16 protein-coding genes are annotated in these 16,709 nt (G+C 43.3%); 9 read left to right on the top strand and 7 right to left on the bottom strand.

The window, feature by feature from the left end; all coding sequences use genetic code 11:
* Positions 1–18: 18 nt before the first annotated feature.
* The 5 genes from HXT45_RS01955 to gap all read right to left on the bottom strand — a co-directional run bounded on the left by HXT45_RS01955 (position 19) and on the right by gap (position 4,756).
* A complete protein-coding gene (locus HXT45_RS01955; protein ID WP_421782075.1) occupies positions 19–1,791 on the bottom strand; it encodes a UDP-N-acetylmuramoyl-L-alanyl-D-glutamate--2,6-diaminopimelate ligase in 1,773 nt (590 codons plus the stop codon).
* A 185-nt stretch (positions 1,792–1,976) separates the two neighbouring features.
* The gene (locus HXT45_RS01960) at positions 1,977–2,747 is read right to left on the bottom strand and encodes an exonuclease domain-containing protein (RefSeq protein WP_421782077.1); all 771 of its coding nucleotides are present in this window, start codon (positions 2,745–2,747) and stop codon (positions 1,977–1,979) included.
* A gap of 181 nt (positions 2,748–2,928) precedes the next feature.
* A complete protein-coding gene (locus tag HXT45_RS01965; protein ID WP_369803150.1) occupies positions 2,929–3,003 on the bottom strand; it encodes a 50S ribosomal protein bL37 in 75 nt (24 codons plus the stop codon).
* Between the two features lie 69 nt (positions 3,004–3,072).
* On the bottom strand, positions 3,073–3,573 hold the full coding sequence (ybaK, locus tag HXT45_RS01970) for a Cys-tRNA(Pro) deacylase (RefSeq protein ID WP_004130002.1): 501 nt from the start codon (positions 3,571–3,573) through the stop codon (positions 3,073–3,075).
* Between the two features lie 127 nt (positions 3,574–3,700).
* Positions 3,701–4,756, bottom strand: a complete 1,056-nt coding sequence (gene gap, locus HXT45_RS01975; RefSeq protein ID WP_004130004.1) for a type I glyceraldehyde-3-phosphate dehydrogenase — start codon at positions 4,754–4,756, stop codon at positions 3,701–3,703.
* A 240-nt stretch (positions 4,757–4,996) separates the two neighbouring features.
* Between gap and dcm the strand changes: the two genes are divergently transcribed.
* Together dcm and HXT45_RS01985 are read left to right on the top strand one after the other, a co-directional pair.
* Complete coding sequence (gene dcm / locus HXT45_RS01980) at positions 4,997–6,388, top strand: DNA (cytosine-5-)-methyltransferase (RefSeq protein WP_018637527.1); 1,392 nt, start codon at positions 4,997–4,999, stop codon at positions 6,386–6,388.
* 62 nt (positions 6,389–6,450) lie between these two features.
* Positions 6,451–7,185 carry a PmeII family type II restriction endonuclease gene (locus tag HXT45_RS01985; RefSeq protein ID WP_421782080.1) on the top strand — a complete coding sequence of 245 codons (735 nt, stop codon included), beginning with the start codon at positions 6,451–6,453 and terminating at the stop codon, positions 7,183–7,185.
* A gap of 23 nt (positions 7,186–7,208) precedes the next feature.
* Here the strand turns inward: HXT45_RS01985 and HXT45_RS01990 are convergent, their stop codons facing one another.
* Positions 7,209–7,946 carry a thiamine diphosphokinase gene (locus tag HXT45_RS01990; protein ID WP_115761743.1) on the bottom strand — a complete coding sequence of 246 codons (738 nt, stop codon included), beginning with the start codon at positions 7,944–7,946 and terminating at the stop codon, positions 7,209–7,211.
* 268 nt (positions 7,947–8,214) lie between these two features.
* Here HXT45_RS01990 and infC point away from each other — a divergent pair, with 268 nt between their 5' ends.
* The 5 genes from infC (at position 8,215) to HXT45_RS02015 (ending at position 12,092) form a co-directional block, all read left to right on the top strand.
* On the top strand, positions 8,215–8,982 hold the full coding sequence (infC, locus tag HXT45_RS01995) for a translation initiation factor IF-3 (protein ID WP_016636400.1): 768 nt from the start codon (positions 8,215–8,217) through the stop codon (positions 8,980–8,982).
* Positions 8,963–9,157, top strand: coding sequence for a 50S ribosomal protein L35 (gene rpmI, locus HXT45_RS02000; RefSeq protein ID WP_004132712.1), 195 nt, complete (start codon positions 8,963–8,965; stop codon positions 9,155–9,157). The genes infC and rpmI overlap by 20 nt, the downstream gene beginning before the upstream one ends.
* Positions 9,158–9,211: 54 nt before the next feature.
* Positions 9,212–9,595, top strand: a complete 384-nt coding sequence (gene rplT / locus HXT45_RS02005; protein ID WP_004114536.1) for a 50S ribosomal protein L20 — start codon at positions 9,212–9,214, stop codon at positions 9,593–9,595.
* Between the two features lie 252 nt (positions 9,596–9,847).
* Entirely contained in the window at positions 9,848–11,260 is a 1,413-nt protein-coding gene (glmM, locus tag HXT45_RS02010) for a phosphoglucosamine mutase (RefSeq protein ID WP_421782082.1), read from the top strand.
* Between the two features lie 178 nt (positions 11,261–11,438).
* Positions 11,439–12,092, top strand: coding sequence for a peptide deformylase (locus HXT45_RS02015; protein WP_004130015.1), 654 nt, complete (start codon positions 11,439–11,441; stop codon positions 12,090–12,092).
* A gap of 105 nt (positions 12,093–12,197) precedes the next feature.
* On the opposite strand, the gene glnA is transcribed toward HXT45_RS02015, so the two are convergent.
* Positions 12,198–13,634 carry a type I glutamate--ammonia ligase gene (glnA, locus tag HXT45_RS02020; protein ID WP_004132709.1) on the bottom strand — a complete coding sequence of 479 codons (1,437 nt, stop codon included), beginning with the start codon at positions 13,632–13,634 and terminating at the stop codon, positions 12,198–12,200.
* Between the two features lie 144 nt (positions 13,635–13,778).
* On the opposite strand from glnA, the gene HXT45_RS02025 reads away from it, so the two are divergent.
* Both HXT45_RS02025 and HXT45_RS02030 read left to right on the top strand, forming a co-directional pair.
* Positions 13,779–15,419: an AI-2E family transporter gene (locus HXT45_RS02025; protein ID WP_004130021.1), complete on the top strand. Its 1,641-nt coding sequence runs from the start codon at positions 13,779–13,781 to the stop codon at positions 15,417–15,419.
* Positions 15,416–16,642, top strand: a complete 1,227-nt coding sequence (locus HXT45_RS02030; protein ID WP_004130024.1) for a glycosyltransferase family 2 protein — start codon at positions 15,416–15,418, stop codon at positions 16,640–16,642. Before HXT45_RS02025 ends, HXT45_RS02030 begins: the two co-directional genes overlap by 4 nt.
* Positions 16,643–16,709 lie beyond the last annotated feature (67 nt).

The raw sequence follows: 16,709 nt of genomic DNA on the forward strand, positions 1-16,709 counted from the left end.
CTTTAGCTAAAGAGGTGATTAGCTAAATAAGCGTTTAATAATAAACGAATCTCCTTCGTAAGGAACATGTTTGTTGTGCACCTTTATCCAGCGTTCGTCGCCCTTTCCGATAGCAAGTATTATGTTTAGTCTGTTGTTCTCTCTAGCATCTTTTCTTGCTTCTTCAACACTGTACTCAATAGCTTCAGCTCTGTTTATAATAATTCGCGATTCAACGTTTGGATTGGTTACGCAAGATTGCATGTATTTGCAAATGTCCATTTCGTCTTCGACATTTGTGTCTTCTTGAGTGAACACAAATTGGTTGATTCGATCTTGTGCGGCTTGAACTATTTCTTTTCTCCTGTCAACGGCTTTGTCTCCCGTGGATCCTGTTACAAGCGTGATTCTAAGATCATTGTTACCGTATTTGTCGTATACGAAGTCGACAACAGATTTTGTGGAAATGTAGTTGTGTGCGTAATCAACTATGGCAACTGTATTGGATTTTGTGTCTTTAAAGACTTCCATTCGCCCCGATATTTGAACGTTTTCTATAGCATGTAGGGCTTTTTGATCTGTGTTTTCATTTATGCTTAATGCGTTTGCGATTGCGATTGCTGCAGTGGCGTTCTCGTAGTTAAAGTCGCCAGCAATCTTTAGATTGAATTTGTCTATAGCGCTGTAATTAGGCATGTCTTGATTTACGTACTCGTTAGCTTCGCCTTCTAAGATCGCAATACAATGCTCTTGTGAACTTGGTAATCCTTGCGATTCATCGGATTCTTGCGATTCTTGCAACTCTGGTATCGCTACATATCTTGGCAAAACAAGCTCTGGGTATTTTTCGCTGTTTTCGTAAGGATGAATATCGGAATAATCGCTGCATTCTGTGCAATTACAAGTGTTTCCGTCTAGTTCTTCTTTGTGTATTCTGGAAAAAGTCGTGACTTTTACGCCATTTTTTTGTGCGTCTTGAAGAAGCAAATCCGCATGCGCGCAATCCGCATTAAGCACAAGTGCATCCGTATTTTTTACGATTTGACGCTTGCAATACAAATAATCTTCAAAAGTCGGGTGTTCGATTGGGCTTATGTGATCTGGGCTAATGTTCAAAAATGCCGCAACATTAAAGTGCAATCCATACACGCGGTTGACTTTGTATGCTTGCGACGAAACTTCCATAACAAGGTATTTCATGCCATTTTCTACGGCTTGGCTCATCATTCTAAACGCATCTAGGCTTTCTGGCGTAGTCAAGTCCGACTCAACATATGTTTTACCATCTAAGCAATTGTCTACCGAAGAGAATAGCGCCGCTTTGCCATTAGAATGTGCGTTCAAAATAGCATGAGTAAAGTATGCTGTGGTTGTTTTGCCTTTTGTTCCCGTAATGCCAATAGTCGTAAGCTTTTCTTGCGGGTTGTTAAAGAATGCTGCCGAAAGTAAGCTCATAGCTTTATGAACATCTGTTACAATCAATCCAACCGCATTTGTGTAATCCGCGTAGCAATCCTGCGCAACGTATGTGTTTAAGCCATTTTTATCTGCGTCTTTAAGATATTCTGGCTTAAAATTGCCTTTAATAAAAAGCAATGTGTTTGGCTTAATATCGCGCGAATCGTACGTTATGTGGCTGTACGGCTTTGAGTGTGCACTAAAATCGCTAGCATCTATTGACCAAGTTTGGTCGTTTTCGTGCGTTAAATCGTCATGTTTTTGCGCACTTTTATTTTGTATTATTTCTCGCAAAAGATTTTGCTTTAACAAAATATTGCATGCTTCGTCTAAAGATAATTTTTGTAAAGACATTTTGCTTTTCCGTGTTGTTTTTCGTGTTATTTTTGTTATTTGCGTTTTATTTTAGTTGATTTTATTTTAGTTGTGTTTATTTGATTCGTGCGGCTGCTTGCGATTTTTCCGCGTTCATCTTGTGTATCTTTTGCAAAATGCGAAAAATGCACTAAATGTGCAAATTGTGCAAGAATCGCTACTAATTACAGCCAGTTTCCTTCGCTAGCTGGTCTTCCTTTAGACTTAAGCCAGCTATCAAAGCTTAATTTCCACTTTGCGTAAGCGTCTCGTTGCCAATTCATAATCTCGCATAATTTAAGATTTGCAACGTTTTCGTGCAACTCGCTTATAGGCTCAATCAAATCAACTGCAGCAACTGTATCTGCTGTAGCATCGTGAAAATTGCCAATTGGATCTACTCCATAAAACTGCGTTGTGTAAGTAAGAGTTCGTTTGCCAGTGCGCTTAGAAATGGCTCTATCTATAACAAGTGGGTCTACAACAAGCATCTCGCCGCCATTAATCGTGCTTTTTGGGCGATTTTGCAAAGAGTCAAGACTCCATCTTTGCAAATCATGGTTTAGCATTTTAACGTCGAAAGGCGCATTGTATGCAAGAAGTGGAATATTCTTGCTTTGTGCAAGGCTAATGGCTTTTCCAAGTAATTCGATTTCTTGAGTTGGATCGCCTCCGTTTTCTTGCAAAAACTCGTTTGTAAAGCCGTTTACTTCGCTTGCTTTAGGGTTGATTTGCTTATGCGGGTTTACAAGCCACGTTGCAATAACGTCATTGTTACGCCCACGCGCTGGGTCTCTAAAAACGAGCGTTGCAGAGCATATTGAATCACTGCCAATAATTGCGCCCGTTGTTTCTGTGTCGAAGCCAAGCAGCATTGATTTGCACAATGTTGTGTTTTTATCTTGCTGCGGTGCTTTTTCTAGTGCTTCTAGCAACTCATCTATGTTCTTTGCCATGCAATAATCCTAGAATGCAGCGAAGACCCTTGCGTGCGTTTTTGAGTCGTTTGGTTGTTTGATTAAAAATCACGTAAACAAAAAACCCACGGTAATAAATCCGTGGGCTTTTAGTTACAAATTTATACGCAAATCAAACGTATTAAGCATTTGCATTAAGCATTTGCATTAAGCATTTGCATTAAGCATTTGGCCTTTTGCCGTGATTTGCTGCCTTTTTGCGGCGAGCCTTGCGTTTGCGTCCACGCATACCCATAATAAACTCCTAACGATTAAAATGAACAACCTTACGGATTATCGCACGTTGCCACGACGTTTGCTAACTTTAAGCTAGAATATTTGCCACAGTTGCGTTAAGCAAGCTAACCAAATCGTTTGGATTTAGAACAACGTCAAGACCGCGTTTTCCTCCAGAAACAAGAATCTCGTCAAAGTGCATAACGCTAGCATCCAGAACGGTTTCGTGATGAGTGCGCTGGCCAAATGGGCTGATTCCTCCAACAACATAGCCACTTTCTCGTTGAGCTACATCTGGGCTTGTCATGCTTGCTTTTTTGGCATTTACCGCGCTAGCAATCGCCTTCATGCTTAATCGGGCGTTTACTGGCACAATGCCGACTACGCGCTTTTCGCCTGTGTCTACCATAAGCGTTTTGCAAACTTGTTCAGCATTTACGCCTAATTTTTGCGCTGCTTCCATGCCGTAGCCGTCATCCATATGATCTGCATCGTGTTCGTAATCAACAACGCGGAATGTGATTCCAGCGTTTTCTAACTGTGCGATTGCTGGCGTTGCTTTGCCTGTTGCAGCATGTTTTTTGCCCATTTTTACCCCCATGTGCAATGCGTTGCGAAAACCCCCTGCGATGAGTCACCGCAAGGGGTTTGTAGCTTTATTTAGCTTTACTAGACTAGCTTTACTAGACTATTTAGCTTTATTTGTTTCGCTAATTTTACTCAGCAATCTCAGCAAAGTAAAGCAATGTGCGAATCATGTTAGCAGTAAAGCCGTATTCGTTGTCGTAGAAGGTAACGGTACGAGCCAAGGTTACGCCGTCAACAGTGTTAACGTCGGTTTGAGTTGGATCGAAAACGCCACCGTGGGTATCGCCAATAATGTCGGAAGACACAATGCTATCGGCGTTGTAGCCAAAGTAATCGCAGTTTTCGAATGCCTTCTTAAAGGCTTCGTTGATTTCTTCGGTGGTTGCTGGCTTCTCGAGAACAGTAGTCAACTCGGTAACGGATCCATCTGGAACCTGAATACGCTGAGCGTGACCCTGAAGCTTGCCATTAACCTCTGGAACAACCTTGCCGATTGCCTTAGCAGCACCAGTGGAGTGCTCGATTGTGTTGCAAGCAGCAGAACGGTTGTTGCGTGGCTTGGAGCCGCGTGGGCCGTCGAGAATCATCTGGGTGCCAGTGTAAGCGTGGATAGTGGTCATAAAGCCAGACTTAATGCCCCACTTATCTTGCAAAAGCTTAACCATTGCAGCCATGGAGTTGGTGGTGCAAGAGCCAGCAGACACAATGTTATCGGTTGGCTTTAAGATCTCTTGGTTTACACCAAACACAACGGTTGGAGTGGTTTCGTCTTTAGCAGGAGCAGAGATAAGAACCTTCTTAGCTCCAGCGTTCAAGTGAGCCTGGGACTTTTCTGCAGAAGTGTAGAAACCAGTGCACTCGAGCACGAACTCAACACCATCGTTCTTAACCCATGGAATGTTGTTTGCGTCTTTTTCGGCGTAAACCTTGTAAGTCTTGCCATCTACTACGATTGCGTCTTCGGTGGAAGTCACCTCAACTGGGGTGCCATCGTCGTGGCGGAAAGTGCCATGAGTGCTGTCGTACTTAAGCAAGTAAGCAAGCATTGAAGGAGTGGTCAGATCGTTGATGGCTGCGACTTCAATATCGCCAGCTTGACCGCCACGAGCTTGAAGCTCAAAAATACGACGGAATGCCAAACGGCCGATACGTCCAAAGCCGTTAATACCAATCTTGACTGTCATGTGGAATCTCCCTTGAGTGAAACCTTAACGCACGGTTTTTGCGATTTTTCGCGATTTTTAACAATACGTTTTTGGTCTTCGTTATTTAAACTAACATGTTTATTTTAATGTGCGGTATGTACTACGTTAGTGCATCATTTTGTACTACACTTGCGCAACATTTTGGCCTTCTTTGCTACATTTTGCGTTTCTAAACTAGCTATGTGTATCTATTATTTTATAGAATCATAACCATTGCATATGCAAAGGTTACAAGAATTGTGGTATGCTGTTTTTATGAAGAAAAGTACGCAAGTCTTAGAAGGTCTAGAGCATAAAGCTAAAGTCACTGTTAATATTATCCCTAGCAAAGATTCAAATGTAACCGCTGGGCAAGCATCGCGTATTATCGGCGTTTCTATAGATACTATACGACGTTGGGCAAAACTGGGACTTTTAATATGTGTTAGGGATTCAAACAACAAACGACTTTTCAAAATTTCAGACTTGGAACGTATTAAAAATCGTTATGAAAATCATAGTGAAAATAAAAAATCTCATTTTTTTGTGTTAAAAAACAATAAAACTCGCTTTACGTCAATTGAGTTATTTGCTGGCGCTGGAGGAACTGCACTAGGAATGAGTAACGCTGGTTTTAATCATTTAATGTTAAATGAGGTAGACAAATATGCGTGTGCAACTTTGCGCAAAAATAATCCTGAATGGAATGTTGTAGAAGAAGATATTCACAATATTGATTTTTCTAAATACAGAGGAAAAGTTGACTTATTGCAAGGTGGTGTTCCTTGTCAAGCGTTTTCGTATGCTGGATTGTCTAAAGGATTTGAAGATTCAAGAGGAACACTTTTCTTTGAATTTGCGCGGGCTATTAAACAAGTTAAGCCAAAAGTATTGATGATGGAAAATGTTCGCGGATTGCTTACTCACGATTCTGGAAAAACCATTATGGTTATGCTAAATACTTTGGATAGTTTGGGCTATAAAGTTGCTTTAAAAGTTTTGCGCGCTCAATTTCTTGACGTTGCTCAAAAGCGTGAGCGATTAGTCATAATCGGAGTTAGAAAAGATTTAGATATTCCGATTTTATTCCCTAAAGAAAACAGTGATGTTCTTACATTATGGGATGCAATAGGAGAGTGCCCAAAATCAGAGGGTGCAACGTATCCAGAAAGCAAGAAGAAGGTTTTAGACTTAGTACCTCCTGGAGGCTATTGGCGTGATCTTCCTTTGGATGTTCAAAAAGATTACATGAAGGGTTCGTTCAATTTGCCAGGCGGAAAAACTGGTATGGCAAGGCGACTCTCGTGGAATGAGCCGTCACTCACTCTCACATGTTCTCCAGCACAAAGACAAACAGAAAGATGTCATCCAGCTGAAACTAGACCATTAACGGTAAGAGAATATGCTCGCATTCAATCTTTTCCAGATAGTTGGGAATTTGAAGGCAGTATGGCAAGCAAATATAAGCAGATAGGCAATGCTGTTCCTTGCAATCTTGCTTATCATGTTGGTAGAGCAATAATCGCTATGCTAAGTGGTGAAAATAGAGAGTTGTTTAGAGATATTAAGCCTGTTGATTTATCGAATATAACTACCGATGAATTAAAATCTCAAGCCTTATCTATGTTATAATTTTCTAATACAAAATTCGGCATGTTAGCCTGTTTGTTTTGTGAATAGTCAAGGGAGATTTTATGTTTTCAGATATTGAAAGAAAGAATATTTTAAGCCAGATTTCATCTTTTTTTGATAAGCAAGTAATAGAAAATCATGTAAAAAACACCGAAAAACTTGTTGATATAAAGAAGATCAGCTTTAATCCATTCTTAATAGCATATCTTTCTAGATTTGCTTTTGGTGATGCCTCGCCGCGTTCAATTGCTAAGGCAATTTTATATCCTAGAGTTCTTGGAACTTCTATTTCTACATCTTTTGGTTCTGCAATACAAAAGTTGAGTTCTCAAGTTTTGAGTGGATTTGCGTCTACAACATCTGGAATAGATATTGAATATAAAGATAGTTTTACAAATCGTCATATTTATTGTCAGTTAAAATCTGGTCCAGAAACAATTAATAAAGATGATGTAAAAACAATATGTGACCATTTTAAAGATTTAGCAAGATTGGCTAAAACAAATGGGTCTAAAGATATAAATCCATTAACTGATTGCGTAGTTGGTATTTTGTATGGTTCCAGAGAAGATTTATCGGCGAATTATAAGAGGATTGAAGCCGAAGGTTATACTGTAAAAATTGGCCAAGAATTTTGGGAATCTTTTACTGGAGATAAAGATTTCTACAACGATCTAATAGAAACTATTACAACTGTTAATAGCAACAAGATTAATCACGTTTTAGAAAATACTGTAGAAAAATTAGCCAAAAGTATATCGGAAAACAGCAGCATGATTCCTGGAATTGAAATGTAGGCCAATAAAATGTAAGCCAAAAACTACTTTGGCGAAACGGCGAGAGCGCTTGAAACACTGGTGTTTATATCTCCCAAATCGCCAACTGGTCGCTTAAACCAGCTAACTTGCGGCAGTGGAGCGTCTATAGGGAATGTGATTACAAGAGTGCCTTCGTGAACGTCAATATGCGCAGGAGTGTCGTTTAGTAATTCGTTGCTTAATCCTTGAACGGCATCGCCATACATAGTTTCGTGCTGAAGTTGATATTTAAGCCCAATCTCGTTTACATCGCTAGAAACAGGCGTGTGTGAGAACACAGAAACCATTCGGCCTTCGGGACCGCCTGACGCAGGAAAGTCAAGGGAACCGTTGTGAATTGCTGTAACAATCGTGCCGTCTCCATATAAGAATCCAATTCCGCCTCTAACTGCAAGTCGAACCATAAGCTGAATATTGGAAATCGTGTGATCAACGCGGCCGCCTAAGCCGCCAAAAATATGGAATTCTCTAGAGCCTTTAGACCAGCCAACTTTAAGAGCAGAAAGCAAATCAGGGTCATCTTTTTCTGCAGGAAGTCGCGTAATCGCAGCGTCTGTTGGGAGCTTTAATCGCACAGAGTCAAAGTCGCCAATTAGAGCATCAACATGCAAACCAAGTCTGCATGCATGATCCCAGCCACCATCTGCTGCAATAGTTAAAGCGCGATCAGGAACGTGTTCGCGCGTATGGTCGTAATAATCTCCAGCTGCTAAAACAACGCAGCGCTTCAAAGGCTCCATAGTCATATAATATCGCGCGCGCGGAATTGCGATTATATCGCGTGTTTTGTTGCGATTTGTTGAGATTTAATGCGACTTGTTTAGTATTTTTGAGCATGCTTGATTATTGTCATTCATTATTGTCAAGGCTCCAAGTAGAATAGACATTTGGCTTGAGTAATCAAGAAAGTGGTATATCCCACCTGGAAGCCTAAAGGGTTTCGGGTTCATGACTTCGGTCACGTGGCAATATGCTTGCTACAGCGCTATTTTTGAGCGCATTTGATTGATGTTTGAACTTGAATTTATCTTTGACCTTTTGGTGCGCTGTTCCACTGTTTTAACAAGGATTGGAGTCATCATTAGCGACGAACCACGCATTAACGAAGAGATTCGCGTCTCACAAGTACGCCTTATCGGTCCGAAAGGCGAGCAGGTGGGTGTTATTGCGACCTCGGTAGCGTTGAACCTGGCAAAGGAAGCAAACCTCGATCTTGTAGAGGTTGCGCCTACTGCTAAGCCTCCTGTAGCCAAGCTTATTGACTACGGTAAGTACAAGTACAACGAGAAGATTAAGGCTCGTGAAGCGCGTCGTAATCAAAGTACGGCCGAGATTAAGGAAATTCGTTTCCGACTCAAGATTGACGACCACGATTTCGACGTTAAGAAGGGTCATGTTCTTCGATTCCTAAATGGTGGAGACAAAGTAAAAGTCACCATTATGCTGCGCGGCCGCGAACAGTCGAGGCCTGTAGGCGGAGTTGAGTTATTGCGTAGGCTTGCAGATGAGGTTTCCGAAAGTGGAACCGTGGAGTTTGCCCCTAAGCAAGAGGGTCGTAACATAATAATGACTCTCGCGCCTAAGGGTAAAAAGATTCATACTCAGTCTGAGCAGCGTCGTAGAGGCGCTGAATCGCGCGCAGAGCGTCAAGCTCGTCAAGCAGCACGACTTGCGGCAAAGCAAGGAGCTCAGGCAGCGGCCGATGTGTCCGCAAAAGCTTCTGTAGAATCTGATCAGAATCATAAGGAGGGCAGCAATGCCGAAGATGAAAACTAATTCCGCAGCGTCCAAGCGCGTTCGCCTCACCGGCACTGGTAAGGTAATGCACGATGGTAGCGCAATGCGCCACAACTTGGAGCATAAGTCTGCTCGTAAGCGTCGTGCTTTGTCTGCAGATAAGGTTTTAGCTACAGCACAGAGCAAGAATTTGAAGGGCTTGCTAACTAAGTAAGTGCAGTAAAACGAAGACGCAATTAAAAATTTTTAAGAAAGCTGAGGAATACTTATGGCACGAGTAAAACGCGCAGTTAATGCTCACAAGAAGCGTCGCGTTGTTCTTGATAGGGCTTCGGGTTATCGCGGTCAGCGTTCCCGCCTTTATCGCAAGGCAAAGGAACAGCTGCTTCACTCATTTACTTATAACTTCCGCGACCGCAAGGCTCGCAAGGGCGACTTCCGCAAGTTGTGGATTCAGCGCATTAACGCTGCTGTTCGCGCAGAAGGAATCACCTACAACCGCTTTATTCAGGGTTTGCGCTTAGCTGGCATCGAATTGGATCGCCGCGCTTTGGCAGAGCTTGCTGTTAGCGACGTCGAGACCTTTAAGGCAATCGTTGAAGCTGCTAAGGCTGCTTTGCCTGCAGATGTTAATGCTCCAGTAGAAGCCTGATTTTAGATTATCGGTTTTATTTGAGTGATTTAATCACTTTAAGAATTAGATAGCATTAAATAGCATTAGATATTAAGTCCGTCTTTTTAGGCGGACTTAATTGTTTTTGTGCATATATTAGGTTTATAACCTGGTTTTGTGTTTAATTATTAAGTGCTTAAGTCGTAGCGTGAAACTGTGGCGCGTCTAGCGCATTGCAGAGTAAAATGGAATGCAGTGTGTTTTTTGAAATCTAATTGAAAGAGTCTGATTATGCCAAATATGTTCGGTACCGATGGCGTTAGAGGATTAGCGAATCGTGATTTAACTGCACAATTAGCGCTAGATTTAGGCGATGCTGCCGTTCGTGTTTTAGGAGAGGTAACGCATAGCAGTGATTCAAATAGCGAAGATACAGGGAAGAAAATGCACGCTAGGAGAAGGGCGCTGGTTGGTCGCGATACTCGCGTTTCTGGCGATTTTCTAGCGTCCGCTTTAGCTGCAGGCATGAGTGCAGGCGGATTTGACGTTATAGACGCTGGCATAATCCCAACTCCTGGCGTGGCCTTTTTAACTTCTGTGCTAAACGTAGAGATGGGTGCAGTAATATCTGCTTCGCATAATCCAATGCCAGATAATGGAATCAAGTTCTTTGCGCGCGGTGGTTTTAAGCTTCCAGACAGTAAAGAAGACGAGATTGAGGCGGTTTTAGGTAAGGATTGGCAGCGTCCTACTGGCAGCGGTGTTGGGCGAATCAGCCACGATACTACTACAGCTACAAATCTTTATATTGATCATCTTGTTTCTTCTGTAGCGCCTTTAAGCAGTGAGTCTTCTACTCGTCCTAAGCCTCTTGCAGGTCTTAGAGTAGTGGCAGATTGCGCAAATGGCGCAACGTCTGTAGTGGCTCCAGAAGCATTGCGCAGGGCTGGCGCAGAAGTGATTGTTATTAACGCTTCTCCAGATGGGTACAACATTAACGATCACGCGGGTTCCACGCATCCCGAGCAGTTGCAAGCCATGGTTAAGGCGTCTAAGGCCGATTTAGGAGTAGCTTTCGACGGAGATGCAGACCGATGCTTGGCTGTTGATGAAAACGGAAACATGGTTAATGGCGACCAAATCATGGGCATTCTTGCGCGTTCTAAGAAGGCCGAAGGCAAGCTGAATCACAATACTCTTGTGGTTACTGTAATGAGCAATCTTGGATTAAAGCTTGCGCTAAAAGACATGGGCATCTCTACCGTTCAAACAAGCGTTGGAGACCGCTACGTTCTAGAAGAAATGCTTAGAGGCGATTATTCTCTTGGCGGCGAGCAGTCAGGGCATGTGATTAATCGCGAGTTTGCAACCACGGGAGATGGCACTCTTACAGCGCTTACGTTGTGCCGCGAAGTTGTGCGCGAAGGCAAGAAGCTTTCGCAAATGGCTGCCGACTTCCCACAACTTCCGCAATGCTTAGTAAATGTGCCGAATGTAGATAAGATGGCGTCTAAGACAAATGCTGCTGTTCTTAATGCTGTAGAGAAGGAAAGTGCGCTTTTGGGAGACACGGGTCGCGTTCTTCTTAGACCAAGCGGAACGGAGCCACTTGTGCGCGTTATGTGCGAAGCTGCAACGCAAGAGCAAGCAGATGAGGTTTGCGCACGACTTGCACAAGTTGTAACGGATAATCTTAAGCTGTAGCGCGCGAGCGATTGCCAGAAAATGTTGTTAGACACGCCGTTTACAGCTACAAAACGCGGATAATCTTGATATACTGATTCTTTTGGTATTGTTGTTGATGTACGTGTTTTATCAACAATAGTCAAAGTTAGACTTATAGAGTTAGAAGTTTTGTAGAATCGCCTTGTAAAGGAGTCCTATGTTTACGCATCACGCAAGTGTCGACACTAAGCTTAGCCGCGCAGTAGAGCGCCTTTTGGATTCTGCTACAGAAGATGGCGTTTTGTCGATTGTTCAAGCAGGGGAGCCTGTTTTAAGGCAGCGCACGGTTGCTTACGATGGTCAGCTTACGCGCGCAACGCTTAATAAGCTTATTTCGCTTATGCACAGCACTATGCTAGACGCTCCAGGAGTTGGTTTGGCCGCTCCGCAAATCGGGCTTGGCTTAGCGATTGCGGTTGTAGAAGACCACGTTAGGGATGACGAAGACGACCCTAGAGATATTGCGGAATTGCCATTTAGGGCGATTATTAACCCGCACTATGAGCCAATTGGCACGCAAACGCGCAGCTTCTATGAGGGCTGCTTAAGCGTTGCTGGGTATCAAGCTGTTCGTCAACGCTGGCTAGACATTCAAGCCACTTGGCAAGACGAGGATGGAAAGCAACATTCGCAACGCTTGCACGGTTGGCCAGCGCGAATCTTCCAGCACGAGACGGATCATTTGCGCGGTGAGCTTTACATTGATCGCGCAGAAATGCGCTCGCTTTCTAGCGACGAAAATCTTGAGGATTATTGGGCAGATGAGGCAGTTCCTGTAAACGCTGCTAGAACACTAGGCTTTGCGATTTAAAATAAAAGACGAATGCAAATTAAAATCCCCCACAAGTTTTCTTGCGGGGGATTTGCTTATCGCGTATTTTTGCGTATTATCGCGATTTATTACGCATTATTCGCATCAGATGTGGAAGTAAAGCTCGTACTCAAGTGGCGTTGGAGCCAAACGAGCCATATCCATCTCTTCGTGCTTTAGATTAAGCCAAGTCTCAATCAAGTCGCTAGTAAACACATCTCCTTGCATAAGGAAGTCGTGATCTTCTTCCAAAGCCTGCAAAGCCTCACCAAGAGAAGAAGGAACCTGCTTAATTCCGTCGTGCTCTTCTGGAGGAAGCTCGTACAAATCCTTATCAACAGGAGCAGGAGGCTCAATGTGGTTCATAATGCCGTCTAAGCCAGCCATAAGCTGAGCAGAGAACGCCAAGAACGGGTTACAAGAAGGATCTGGCGCGCGGAACTCAATACGCTTAGCAGCAGGAGCATCTCCAGCAAGAGGAATACGAATAGCTGCAGAACGGTTACGAGCAGAGTAAACCAAGTTGACTGGAGCTTCGTAGCCTGGAACAAGGCGGTGGTAAGAGTTAAGCGAAGGATTCGTAAAAGCGAGCACAGAAGACGCGTGCTTAATAAGGCCGCCAATGTACCAACGCGCAATATCGGAAAGCTGAGCATAACCAGTTTCCGCATAGAACAATGGCTTGCCATCTTTCCAAAGCGATTGATGGCAATGCATGCCAGTGCCGTTATCTCCAGCAATTGGCTTAGGCATAAACGTTGCAGCCTTGCCAGCCAAAGCAGCAGTCTCGTGAACAACGTACTTGTACTTCATTAAGTCGTCGCCAGCGTGAACAAGCGTGTTGTAACGGTAGTTAATCTCCTGCTGGCCTGCGCCGCCAACCTCGTGGTGGGAACGCTCAAGAATCAAACCAACCTTTTGAAGATTGTAAACCATGTCGTCGCGCAAGTCTTGGTTGTGATCAACAGGTGGCACAGGGAAGTATCCGTGCTTTACGCGATTCTTAAAACCAATGTTGTTGCTGCCATCGTCTTCGGTGTCGATGCCAGAATTCCAAGGAGCTTCGTTAGAATCCACCTCGTAGAAGGAACGCTGCATGTCGTTTGCAAAACGAACCTTGTCGAAAATAAAGAACTCGGCTTCTGGAGCAAAGCTTGCGGTATCTGCAATGCCAGTGGCCTTTAAGTAGGCTTCTGCCTTAATTGCCACTTGGCGAGGGTCTCTAGAATAAGGCTCGTCTGTTACAGGATCCACAATCGAAAAAGCAACGTTCAAAGTCTTATGCTTGCGGAATGGGTCAATGTATGCGGTGTCTACGTCTGGAATAAGCTTCATGTCGGACTCGTTAATAGCTTGGAATCCTTGCATAGAAGAGCCGTCGAAAGCCATTCCATCCGTAAATGCGCTGTTTAAGAATTCGCTTGCTGGCACAGTAAAATGCTGCTGAACACCAATCAAATCAGTAAATCGAACAGATACGTACTCAATGCCTTCTTGCTTAATCAAAGCCTCGGCATCTTCTTTAGTTTGCAAAGTGGTCATGCCACGATCCTTTCATAAAAATCTCAGTAAATAGTTTAGATTGTTGTATATGATTTTGTATTTCAGCGACTCGACTATCTGGTTACGATTGTGTTACACGCTTTGTTGATTGTGTTACACGCTTTGTAAAGTACAATGGAATTTATGACAAATAAAGAAAACCACGAAAGCCGTATGGATAGCAACGGCACAAGCGCAAAAATCGACTTAGCTTCGATTTTTCCAGCTAAGGGAGATAATCGAAGGCCTCCTGATTGGCTAAGTCGCGCGCTTATGTATGCGGTAATCGCAGCATTTGTTGCGATTTTTGTTTGGTTTGCGTGGGGAAGTATAGCTTTTATAGTTTTCGACGTTGTAATCTCCATTTTTATAGCGTTGGCAATAGAGCCACTTGTTGTGCGCCTTATAAAACACGGTTGGAGTAGGGCTTTTGCGTCTTTGGCAAGCTTGGTTGGGCTGCTTGCGGTTATTATTTTGCTGCTTGTTCTTTTTGGCAATCTTTTTGTGCAACAAGCTGTTTCCATGGTTCTTGGTTTACCTGATTTATACAACCAATTTGCGCATTTTGTGTTAAATTCCACTGGATTTAAGATGCCAAATATCGAGCAGCTTGGAATGGAGATTTTGCGCAACATTCAAACATCGTGGGTTGTGGATTTTGGCGGTTTTGCACTTAACACCACCTGGGGTTTGATGGCCGCTTTGCTTGATTTGCTTACCATTTTGATGGTTACTTATTATATTTCGGCTGCAGGTCCTGCAATGCGTAGAAGCGTGTGTCGCTTGCTGAATCCTAAGTCTCAAAGGCGATTTTTGTTTATATGGTCGGTTGTTCAAGAGCAAATATCGAGCTTCTTATTCTCGCGCACAATTTTGGCTGCGATTAATGCAACGGGTACTGCGATTTTCCTAATATTTATGAAAGTTCCGTATTGGCTTCCGCTTGCGCTGTTTTGTGGAATAGTTTCGCAATTTGTGCCTACGATTGGTACGTATTTGGGTGGAGCTTTGCCAATCGTGTTTGCTTGGAGTTCCAACGGTTTTGCATCAGCTTTGGCTGTTCTTGTTTTTGTGACCATCTATCAGCAGATTGAAAATATGGTGATTTCTCCTAAGATTTCCGAAAAAACAATGGACCTAAATCCTGCTGTAGCATTTTTGTCGGTGTTGGTAATGGGTGCTGTTTTTGGGGCGCTAGGCGCATTTTTGGCGCTTCCTGTTACCGCAAGTTTGCAGGCCATTCTTAAGGTTTGCACAAAGCAGTACAAGCTTGTTGATTCTCCATTAATGAACGATCCAAAGCCTAATCGCAAGTCGATTATGGTTACGAGTGTTGAAGCGATTGGCAATAGTTTTGTAAAGCCTGTTAAAGACAAGGTTCTTCGAGTTATGAAAGGCTCGTCTTCTAGAGTTTCGATTAATGAAGACATTATGTATTGGTATAAGCAAGCTTATGTTTCTTCTAGTGATTCTGGTGTTTCTTCTAGTGATGCTAGCGAAAGTCAAAATTCTCAAGAAGATTCTGGATATATTGCTACTATGGCGATTTCGCGCGATGTTTTAGATGCAGTTAATCGCGATATTGCTAAGAAGCGTGCGGAAAATGCGGATTTGGATAGTGGGCAAGTGGATTGCGAATCGCAAGCAGCCGACGGGTTGCATGCAAATGCTAAAGATAAGTCGCAAGGTAAGTCGAAAGCAAATAAATCTGCTACAATTCCAAACGAAAGTAAAAACAAAAAATCGAACACAAACACAAATCCACGAAGCGGGTGGAATAAATGATTCTTTTGTCTATTTTCGACGTTTTAGTAATCATAATCGGCGTGAGCAGCGTTATTTACCAAGGCGTTTGCGCAGTGGCGTCGCTTGTTGCAAAGCCAGTAGTGTTTCCGAATGCTCCAATGGACAAGCATTATGCGGTTTTAATATCTGCGCGAAACGAGGAAGCTGTAATCGGGAATCTTATAGAGTGCATACAGCATCAAACTTATAATCAGCAGCTAATAGATATTTGGCTAGTTGCCGACAATTGCACAGACAGCACGGCGCAAGTTGGAAGAAAGTATGGGTGCAATGTTATAGAGCGATTCGATAAGCAGCATATTGGCAAAGGTTACGCGCTTAGCTACCTTTTGGACCACATAATGGAGCTTGGAAAAGACAAAGATTATGACGCGTACTTTGTTTTTGACGCAGACAATAAGCTGGATTTGCACTATTTTGAAGAGATGAACAAGGGATTCCACGCTGGGTATCAGATTTTAACAAGCTACAGAAATTCTGTTAACCTATCGGATAATTGGGTGTCTTCTGGGTCTGCATTGTGGTTTATACGCGAATCGCGATTTACTAACAATTCGCGCATGCTTTTTGGATCTAGCTGCCACGCAGGTGGAACGGGATTCATGTTTTCGCGCGAAATCATGCACAGAAATCGTGGGTGGAAGTTCCATCTGCTTACCGAAGATCTTGAGTTTACAATGGACTCGATTTTGCATGGCGACAAAGTGGGCTATTGCGGATCGGCGGTTCTTTACGACGAGCAGCCTGTATCGTTTAGGCAAAGCTGGAGGCAAAGGCTGCGTTGGAGTAAGGGCTTCTTGCAAGTATTTCGCTATTACGGAGCGGCTCTTATACGCCACGGAATCCGCGAGCGCGATTTTTCGTCGGTTGATTTTACGCTTATGCTTTGCCCGTTTATGGTGCTTGCGATTATTCGCCTTATACTCGGATTTATCTTTGCAGCATTTGGATTTGTTACGTGGGCAAGTCAGATTGATTCAACGCTTAGCTTTATAACAACTACTGTTACAAGCGTTTTGGGTATGATGGTGTTTGTTTCGCTTACTATTCTTGTAGAACACGATAAGCTTGGAGCTACTAACAAAGAGCTTTTTGCGTACGTGCTTAGCTTCCCGATTTTTATGCTTTCGTATGTGCCGATTGCGTTCCAAGCTGTGTTCTCTAAGAGCGAGTGGAAGCCGATTCATCACACGGGGCGGTAAATCGGAGCGAGCGGTTTTCCTTGCTTGCTGTTGTAGGAGGGCTGGGTGTTTCTACGCTCGCGCGTTA

Origin of the sequence: Gardnerella sp. DNF01199S, from assembly GCF_049244155.1 — a bacterium.
In the GTDB taxonomy this organism is placed as follows: domain Bacteria; phylum Actinomycetota; class Actinomycetes; order Actinomycetales; family Bifidobacteriaceae; genus Bifidobacterium; species Bifidobacterium piotii.

Bases quoted from the DNA above. Each gene is read 5' to 3' on its own strand.
- glnA (WP_004132709.1), bottom strand. From the start codon at position 13,634: ATGACCACTTTGCAAACTAAAGAAGATGCCGAGGCTTTGATTAAGCAA.
- glmM (WP_421782082.1), top strand. From the start codon at position 9,848: ATGCCAAATATGTTCGGTACCGATGGCGTTAGAGGATTAGCGAATCGT.
- infC (WP_016636400.1), top strand. From the start codon at position 8,215: ATGTTTGAACTTGAATTTATCTTTGACCTTTTGGTGCGCTGTTCCACT.
- HXT45_RS02015 (WP_004130015.1), top strand. From the start codon at position 11,439: ATGTTTACGCATCACGCAAGTGTCGACACTAAGCTTAGCCGCGCAGTA.
- HXT45_RS01990 (WP_115761743.1), bottom strand. From the start codon at position 7,946: ATGGAGCCTTTGAAGCGCTGCGTTGTTTTAGCAGCTGGAGATTATTAC.
- HXT45_RS01955 (WP_421782075.1), bottom strand. From the start codon at position 1,791: ATGTCTTTACAAAAATTATCTTTAGACGAAGCATGCAATATTTTGTTA.
- dcm (WP_018637527.1), top strand. From the start codon at position 4,997: ATGCAAAGGTTACAAGAATTGTGGTATGCTGTTTTTATGAAGAAAAGT.
- HXT45_RS01960 (WP_421782077.1), bottom strand. From the start codon at position 2,747: ATGGCAAAGAACATAGATGAGTTGCTAGAAGCACTAGAAAAAGCACCG.
- rpmI (WP_004132712.1), top strand. From the start codon at position 8,963: ATGCCGAAGATGAAAACTAATTCCGCAGCGTCCAAGCGCGTTCGCCTC.
- gap (WP_004130004.1), bottom strand. From the start codon at position 4,756: ATGACAGTCAAGATTGGTATTAACGGCTTTGGACGTATCGGCCGTTTG.
- HXT45_RS01985 (WP_421782080.1), top strand. From the start codon at position 6,451: ATGTTTTCAGATATTGAAAGAAAGAATATTTTAAGCCAGATTTCATCT.
- HXT45_RS02030 (WP_004130024.1), top strand. From the start codon at position 15,416: ATGATTCTTTTGTCTATTTTCGACGTTTTAGTAATCATAATCGGCGTG.
- ybaK (WP_004130002.1), bottom strand. From the start codon at position 3,573: ATGGGCAAAAAACATGCTGCAACAGGCAAAGCAACGCCAGCAATCGCA.
- rplT (WP_004114536.1), top strand. From the start codon at position 9,212: ATGGCACGAGTAAAACGCGCAGTTAATGCTCACAAGAAGCGTCGCGTT.
- HXT45_RS02025 (WP_004130021.1), top strand. From the start codon at position 13,779: ATGACAAATAAAGAAAACCACGAAAGCCGTATGGATAGCAACGGCACA.